Origin of the sequence: Streptomyces lunalinharesii (genome assembly GCF_039532155.1) — a bacterium.
Lineage (GTDB): Bacteria > Actinomycetota > Actinomycetes > Streptomycetales > Streptomycetaceae > Streptomyces > Streptomyces lunalinharesii.
This window is the reverse complement of sequence record NZ_BAAARK010000037.1, coordinates 51,368-58,782: the sequence shown is the minus strand read 5'-3', so window position 1 is coordinate 58,782 and position 7,415 is coordinate 51,368. Positions and strand designations below refer to the sequence as shown.

Annotated in this window: 7 protein-coding genes; 5 read left to right on the top strand and 2 right to left on the bottom strand. The window is 75.4% G+C overall.

The window, feature by feature from the left end; all coding sequences use genetic code 11:
- A partial coding sequence (locus tag ABD385_RS34255; RefSeq protein ID WP_344583283.1) for an NAD(P)H-dependent oxidoreductase occupies positions 1-763 on the bottom strand: 763 nt, incomplete at its 3' end.
- Between the two features lie 71 nt (positions 764-834).
- On the opposite strand from ABD385_RS34255, the gene ABD385_RS34250 reads away from it, so the two are divergent.
- From ABD385_RS34250 to ABD385_RS34240, 3 genes are all read left to right on the top strand, one after another.
- Positions 835-1,866 (top strand): GlxA family transcriptional regulator, encoded by a 1,032-nt coding sequence (locus ABD385_RS34250; protein ID WP_344583281.1) that lies wholly within the window; start codon positions 835-837, stop codon positions 1,864-1,866.
- A 55-nt stretch (positions 1,867-1,921) separates the two neighbouring features.
- A complete protein-coding gene (locus tag ABD385_RS34245) occupies positions 1,922-2,887 on the top strand; it encodes a DUF2797 domain-containing protein (protein WP_425585542.1) in 966 nt (321 codons plus the stop codon).
- A 133-nt stretch (positions 2,888-3,020) separates the two neighbouring features.
- Entirely contained in the window at positions 3,021-3,896 is an 876-nt protein-coding gene (locus tag ABD385_RS34240; protein WP_344583294.1) for an amidohydrolase family protein, read from the top strand.
- Positions 3,897-4,056: 160 nt separating this feature from the next.
- On the opposite strand, the gene ABD385_RS34235 is transcribed toward ABD385_RS34240, so the two are convergent.
- On the bottom strand, positions 4,057-4,674 hold the full coding sequence (locus ABD385_RS34235; RefSeq protein ID WP_344583279.1) for an NADPH-dependent FMN reductase: 618 nt from the start codon (positions 4,672-4,674) through the stop codon (positions 4,057-4,059).
- Positions 4,675-4,950: 276 nt separating this feature from the next.
- Between ABD385_RS34235 and ABD385_RS34230 the strand changes: the two genes are divergently transcribed.
- Together ABD385_RS34230 and ABD385_RS34225 are read left to right on the top strand one after the other, a co-directional pair.
- Positions 4,951-5,652 carry a response regulator transcription factor gene (locus ABD385_RS34230; protein WP_344583292.1) on the top strand — a complete coding sequence of 234 codons (702 nt, stop codon included), beginning with the start codon at positions 4,951-4,953 and terminating at the stop codon, positions 5,650-5,652.
- A 252-nt stretch (positions 5,653-5,904) separates the two neighbouring features.
- Positions 5,905-7,380, top strand: coding sequence for a sensor histidine kinase (locus ABD385_RS34225; RefSeq protein WP_425585541.1), 1,476 nt, complete (start codon positions 5,905-5,907; stop codon positions 7,378-7,380).
- Positions 7,381-7,415 lie beyond the last annotated feature (35 nt).

The following is a 7,415-nucleotide window of genomic DNA, read 5'->3' as shown; positions in this document are numbered from 1 at the left end:
AGTGGGCCCAGGGGCCGGTGGGGGGTGTGGGGGTGAGGTGGGGGTGGAGGAGGAGGTTGTCGTCGTAGTCGCCGGTGTTTTGGTGGCGGAAGGGGAGGGGGGTGGTGGTGGGGAGGGTGAGGAGGCGGTGGCGTAGGCGGGCGGTGGCGGTGGTGTAGGCGTTAGGGGTGGCGCGGTCCGCGCTGGGGATCAGCAGGGGCGGGGCGACGGACATGCCGGTGTACCAGAGCGTGCCGTGTTGGAGGGGGAAGAGGAGGTCGTTGAGGTCGCCGTTGACGCCTCGGGGGCCGAGGGTGGCGGCGCGGGCGCCGGCGGTGACGACGACGAGGGCGCGTTTGCCGGTGAGCGGGCCGTCGCCGTAGCGCTGGGGGCGGCCGGTGGCCGGGTCGGTGCGGCCGAAGGCGAAGCCCTTGACGAAGACCCGGTCGAACCAGCCCTTGAGGATGGCGGGCATGCCGTACCACCAGAGGGGGAACTGCACGACGAGGGTGTCGGCCCAGGCGAGTTTGCGCTGTTCGGCGGCGATGTCGGGGCTCAGGCGGCCGGTGGTGTATGCGCGTTCGGAGGCGGCGCCGACCAGGAGGCGGTCGGTCGGGTCGTGGTCGTAGTCGGCGGCGTCGACCAGTGGGTTCCACTTCATGGCGTAGAGGTCGGAGACCCGGTGCTGGTGGCCGTGGGCTTCGAGGGCGCGTAGGCCCGCCGTTTTGAGGGCGCCGTTGAGGGAGCGGTGGTCGGGGTGGGCGAACAGCCAGAGGACCTTCATGGCGTCCAGCCTCCGGGTGACGCGCGGCGCGAACGAGTGGCCGGATGGCCAGTGTCTGCAAGGATCGGGCCATGGGTGGTCTGAGGGGCGACGGGCGGCAGCGGGGCGGGCGGCGGCACCGGGTGGCGGTGTTGGTACGGCCGGGGATGCTGCCCATCGAGGTGGGGATCGTGCACCGGATCTTCGGGGAGGCCAGGTCGGCGTCCGGGGAGCAGCTGTACGAGCTGGTGACCTGCACGTTGGAGCCGGGGGCGGTGCCCACGGACGCGGACTTCACGGTGAACGTGGCGCACGGGCCGGAGGCGTTGGAGACCGCCGACACGGTCGTCCTGCCGGCGTCCGCGGTCGACTACGACCCGGGGCCGGAGCGGCGGGAGGGGCAGCTGAGCCCGGCGATGGCCGGCGCACTGGCCCGGATCCGGCCGGGGGCGAGGATCGCGTCGATCTGCACCGGGGCGTTCGTGCTGGCCGCGGCGGGGCTGCTGGACGGGCGGCGGGCGACCACGCACTGGCGGTCGGTGGACGACTTCCGGCGGCTGTTCCCGCAGGTCGAGCTGGACGCCGACGTGCTGTACACGGACGAGGGCGACGTGCTGACGGCGGCCGGGGTCGCCTCCGGGGTCGACCTGTGCCTGCACATGGTGCGGTGCGACCACGGGGCGGCGGTGGCCAACGACGTGGCGCGGCGGACCGTGGTGCCGCCGCACCGGGAGGGCGGGCAGGCGCAGTACGTGCCGCGGCCGGTCCCGGAGCCGCAGGTGTCGTCGACGGGCGCGGCGCGGGCCTGGGCGCTGGCGCACCTGGACCGGCCGCTGAGCCTGCGGGAGCTGGCGGCCCGGGAGTCGATGAGCGTGCGGACCTTCACCCGGCGGTTCCGGGAGGAGGTGGGGCTGTCGCCGGTGCAGTGGCTGACGCAGCAACGGATCGAGCGGGCCCGGCAGTTGCTGGAGGAGACGGCGCTGAGCGTGGACCTGGTCGCGGCCCGGTCGGGGTTCGGGACGGCGGCGTCGCTGCGGCAGCACTTCCAGGTGGCGCTGGGGGTGTCGCCGCGGGCCTACCGCAGCACGTTCCGGGGGACGGCGGACCTGCCCGGCGTGGGGTAGGCGGTGCCGGGGCCGGGGGCGGGGCGTTGTCGGTGGGCGGTCGTACGCTGACGGTGTGTGGCGATGTACGGGACCGCGATGGTCGGGCGGCGGGCCGGCGGCCGGGCCGGAAGGGCGGTTCGGCCAGCGGCTCGGTTGGTACTGCGCGGAGCGGGACGCCGAGCGGGTGAGCCTGCTGCCGCGGGGGAAGGCGCTGGCGTTCGCGGCGGTCGGGGAGCGGCGGTGCCTGGGGGTGCGGCGGGCCGGGCGGTGGCTGGTCTGTCCGTACGGTGCGGTGCTGGACGGCGGCGGGGTGAAGGACCAGTGTCCGCGGTGCGCGCAGTTGGACCGGTCGCGGTCGGTGGCGGCGGACACCATGGCCGACGATCCGCGTCCGTACGGCGTCTATCTGGCGTACTTCGGGCCCGGGCTGGTCAAGGTGGGCATCACGGCGGCGGAGCGCGGGGCGGCCCGGCTGGTGGAGCAGGGGGCGGTGGCGTACGCCTGGCTGGGGCGGGGGCCGCTGATGGCGGCGCGGCGGGCCGAGGCGGTGCTGGGGAGCGCGCTGGGGGTTCCGGACCGGTTCGCGAAGGAGGCGAAGCGGGCGGCGCGCGGGGCGTTGCCCCCGGTGGCGGAACGGGCCGCGGAATTGGCCGAACTGTACGGTGCGGCACGGGAGTTGGCGGGCTGGCCGGAATCGCTGGAGCCGGTGGAGTTCGCGTGCGCGGACCACTCGGAGCTGTTCGGGTTGGCGCGGGTGCCGGCGGGCGGGGTCGCGGAGCTGGGCGGGCTGAGGGCCGGGGCGGAGGTCGTGGGCGAGGTCGTGGCCGGGGCGGGCGCCGACGTGTACCTGCGCCTGCGGTCGGACGGGGCGGCCGCCGCGCCGGGTGGCGGCGCGGGCGGGGTGGTCGCCGTACTGGACGCGCGGGTGCTGTCCGGGTGGGTGTTGGGGGCGGCCCGGGGGCGGGTGACGACGGTGCCGGTGCGGCGGGTCGCGGAGTCGGGCGGCGCGGGGGGAGGGGAGCAGGAGGGGCTGTTCTGAGGATGCGGGTGCGGGTGCGGGGAGTGGGTGCGGGTGTGGGTGTGGCCCGTTGGCGGGTGTGCGGGACGGTGTCCGGGAAGGCGGCGTGGCGGACGTGGCGGACGGAGTCGGTGTGGTGGACGGGGACGGTGTGATGGACGGGGACGGGCGGGTCGAGGGGTTCTGGCGGGGGCTGGGGCTGCCGGGGCTGATCGACGTGCACACGCACTTCATGCCCGAGCGGGTGATGGCGAAGGTCTGGGCGTACTTCGACGCCGCGGGGCCGCTGGTGGGGCGGCGCTGGCCGATCGCGTACCGCTTCGAGGAGGACGAGCGGCTGGCGGTGCTGCGCGGCTTCGGGGTGCGGGCGTTCACGTCGATGGTCTATCCGCACAAGCCCGGCATGGCGCGCTGGTTGAACGGCTGGGCGGCGGACTTCGCGGCCCGCACGCCGGACTGCCTGCGCACCGCGACGTTCTTCCCGGAGGACGGGGTCGCCGGGTACGTCGCGGACGAACTGGCCGCCGGGGCACGGATCTTCAAGGCGCACGTGCAGGTCGGCGGCTACGACCCGGCGGACGCGGTGCTGGACCAGGTGTGGGGGCTGCTGGCGGAGGCCGGGGTGCCGGTGGTCGTGCACTGCGGGTCGGGGCCGGTGCCGGGCAAGCACACCGGGCCGGAGCCGATCGCCCGGGTGCTGGCCCGGCACCCCCGGTTGCGGCTGGTCGTCGCGCACCTGGGGATGCCGGAGTACGTCGACTTCCTGACGCTGGCCGCGCGCCATCCGCGGGTGTGCCTGGACACCACGATGACCTTCACGGACTTCGCCGAGCAGACCGCGCCGTTCCCGAGGGCGGAGCGGGGGCGCCTGCTGGACGTGGGCGACCGGGTGCTGTTCGGCAGCGACTTCCCCAACATCCCGTACGGGTACGCGCATGCGCTGGAGGCGTTGGCACGGCTGGAGTTGGGGGCGGAGTGGCTGCGCGCCGTCTGCTACGGGAACGCGGCGCGGCTGTTCGGGGTGGGCTAGGGCGCTTCTGACGGATCTCCGCGGCGTCGCGGCGCCTGGCACGCACGCTCGCTGCGTTGCCGGGATGTCTCCGTAGCTCCGCTATGGAGACATCCCGGCGCCTTGCGATCGCACGCACCAGACGCCGCTCCTTCCTCCACGGATATCCATCAGAAACGCCCTAGCCGGCGGTCTCGGCCACGGCGGTCTCGGCCACGGCGGCGGGGGTCGTGCGGGCTTCGGGGGCGGTCGGGGCTTTGTCGGGCCGGGGGACCGCGGCGGCCAGGTGGGTCATGGCGGTGCGGAGGTCGGCGAGGGTGGGCCCGTCGGTGACGCGTTCGGCGGCGGCGTCGACCTTCGGGCCGATGGCGGGGATCTCCCGGCAGGCGTCGGCGACGACCGTGCCGGTCATCATGCGCAGCGTTTCGCGGAGCTGGGCGTTGGCGTGGTCGCCGCCGGTGGGGAACGGCGAGGCGGTGATCACGGCGACCGGCTTGTCGACGCACTCGCCGCTGCTGACCAGCCAGTCGAGCGCGTTCTTCAGGACCCCGGGGACGCCGTGCGCGTACTCGGGGCTGACGAGGAGCAGGGCGTCCGCGGCGGCGACGGCGGTGCGCAGCGCGGCGACCGGGCCGGGCGGGGTGGCGCCCTCGCCGTCCAGGTCGGGGTTGAAGTGCGGGAGCGCGCCGAGGTCGGTGGTGCCGGTGGGGCCGTCGAAGAGTTCCAGGGCGGAGCGCAGGACGGCGCCGTTGGAGGAACGGGCGCGGAGGCTGCCGGAGAGGGCCAGGAGTCGGGGCATGGGGGCGACGTTACGGGGTGGTGCGGTGGGGCGGGCGGGAGTTGCGGGGGCGGGGCCGGCGGGGCGTCCCCGCCCGCCCGGCGCGGCCTTGACCGAAGACAGGGGAGATTCTCAGGAGATTCACAGGAACCGGCAAGGGAGCTTTCAGGGGCCGGGGCCAGGCTGCCGGCCATGACCCTGACTTCGTCGACGTCCTCAGCTTCGTACCGTGCGCCGGTCTCGGGCACGTCCTCTGGAAGGGCGACCGGTAAGGCGCCCGGCAGGCAGCCGGAGCTGCTGCGGGCGGACGGGAGTCCGGTGCGGGTGCTGGTCGTCGACGACGAGTCCTCGCTCGCGGACCTGCTGTCGCTGGCGCTGCGGTACGAGGGCTGGGACATCCGGGCGGAGGGCGACGGCGCGGGGGCGCTGCGGTGCGCCAGGAGCTGGCGGCCGGACGCGGTGGTGCTCGACGTGATGCTGCCGGACATGGACGGGCTGACGGTGCTGGGTCGGCTGCGCCATGAGGTGCCGGACGTGCCGGTGCTGTTCCTGACCGCCAAGGACGCGGTCGAGGACCGGATCGCCGGGCTCACGGCGGGCGGCGACGACTACGTCACCAAGCCGTTCAGCCTGGAGGAGGTGGTGGCGCGGTTGCGCGGACTCCTGCGGCGGGCGGGTGCGGCGGCGGTGCGCAGCGAGTCGCTGCTGACCGTGGGCAACCTGGTGCTGGACGAGGACAGCCACGAGGTGTGGCGGGACGGCACGGACATCCACCTGACCGCCACCGAGTTCGAGCTGTTGCGCTATCTGATGCGCAACCCGCGGCGGGTGCTGAGCAAGACGCAGATCCTGGACCGGGTGTGGAGCTACGACTTCGGCGGCCAGGCCAACGTCGTCGAGCTGTACATCTCGTACCTGCGGCGGAAGATCGACGCGGGGCGGGAGCCGATGATCCACACCCGGCGGGGTGCGGGCTACCTGATCAAGCCGGCCGGGTAGCGGGCCGTGGGTTCCGCCGCGTCCGCGGTGACCTCCGGTGCCGGGGCGACCTCCGGGGCCGGGGGGACCTCCGGTGTCGGTGTCCGGGCCGGTGTCGGTGCCGGTCCCACCGAGGTTCCGGGGTCCGGCAGCCGCACCGAGCGGCGCCGCCGTTCCGGGTTCCGGGCCGGGTTCCGTTCGGGCTTCGGTTCCGGCCCGTTCGGGCGTGGGGGAGGTCGCTGGACGCTGCGGACCCGGCTCGTGGTGTCGGCCGTGGCGCTGATCGCCGTCGTGGGGGCGGTGATCAGCACGGTCACCGCGGTCGCGCTGCACTCCTACCTCCAGGGGCAGTTGGACCATCGGCTCGGCGACGGCATCGGGCGGGCCGAAGGCCCCCGCCCGCACGATCCGTTGCGGGACGGCGGGCTGGATTTCGTGGCCGTCCCCGGGCAGCCGCCCGGGACCGTGGGGGCGCGGGTGGCTCCGGACGGCACGCTCGGGGCCGGCGCGCGGATGAACCGTTCGACGAACCGACTGCCCTCACAGCGGCTGTCCCCGCTCGACGCGCACCAGTTGGCGGCGCTGGACGGGGTCAGCCGGGACGGCCGGCCGCACAGCACGGACCTGCCCGGCCTCGGCTCGTACCGGGTGCAGTACGCCAAGGACGGCGCGCTGGTGCTGGGGGTGCCGCTGAACGAGGTGGACGACACGGTCGGGCGGCTGGTGCTCATCGAGTGCTGCGTGACGCTCGCCGGGCTCGTGGCGGCCGGGATCGCCGGTTCGGCCATGGTCGGGATCGCGCTGCGGCCGCTGCGGCGGGTCGCCGCGACCGCCACCCGGGTGTCCGAACTCCCCCTGCACCAGGGCGAGGTGGCGCTGCACGTGCGTGTCCCGGCGGCCGAGGCCGACGCCCGTACGGAGGTCGGGCAGGTCGGGGCGGCCCTCAACCGGATGCTGGGGCACGTCGGCTCGGCGCTCTCGGCGCGGCAGGAGAGCGAGACCCGGGTGCGGCGCTTCGTCGCCGACGCCAGCCACGAACTGCGCACGCCGCTGGCGTCGATCCGGGGCTACGCCGAGCTGACCCGGCGCGGGCAGGAGCGGCCCGGTCCCCAGACCCGGCACGCGCTGGGGCGGATCGAGTCCGAGGCGGAGCGGATGACCGGCCTGGTGGAGGATCTGCTGCTGCTCGCCCGGCTCGACTCCGGGCGCCCGCTGTCGTACGCGACCCTCGACCTGTCGCCGCTGGTGGTGGACGCGGTGAGCGATGCGCGGGCGGCCGGCCCCGGCCACGGCTGGCGGCTGGAGCTCCCGGACGCGGACGAGCCGGCGCTGGTGCGCGGGGACGCCGACCGGCTGCACCAGATCCTGGTCAACCTGCTGGCCAACGCGCGCACCCACACGCCCGAGGGGACGACGGTGACCGCCCGGGTGTGCAGCCCCCGACGGCCCCGGCCGGGCGGGGTGCTGCCGGTCGGCGCGGCGCCGGACGCGGTCCGGTTGGAGGTGCAGGACGACGGGCCGGGGATTCCGGCCGCGCTGCTGCCGCACGTCTTCGAGCGGTTCGCGCGGGGCGACGCGTCCCGGGCGCGGGCCGCGGGCGGCGGCCGGAGCGGCGGCAGCACCGGGCTGGGGCTGGCCATCGTGCAGGCGGTGGTGACCGCGCACGGCGGGACGGTGGCGGTGGCGAGCGGGCCGGGGCGGACGGTGTTCACGGTGACCCTGCCGGCGGTTCGCGCCGAGCGCCCGTAGGGGCGGCGCGGGGCCCTCGGTCGCGGACTCACAGC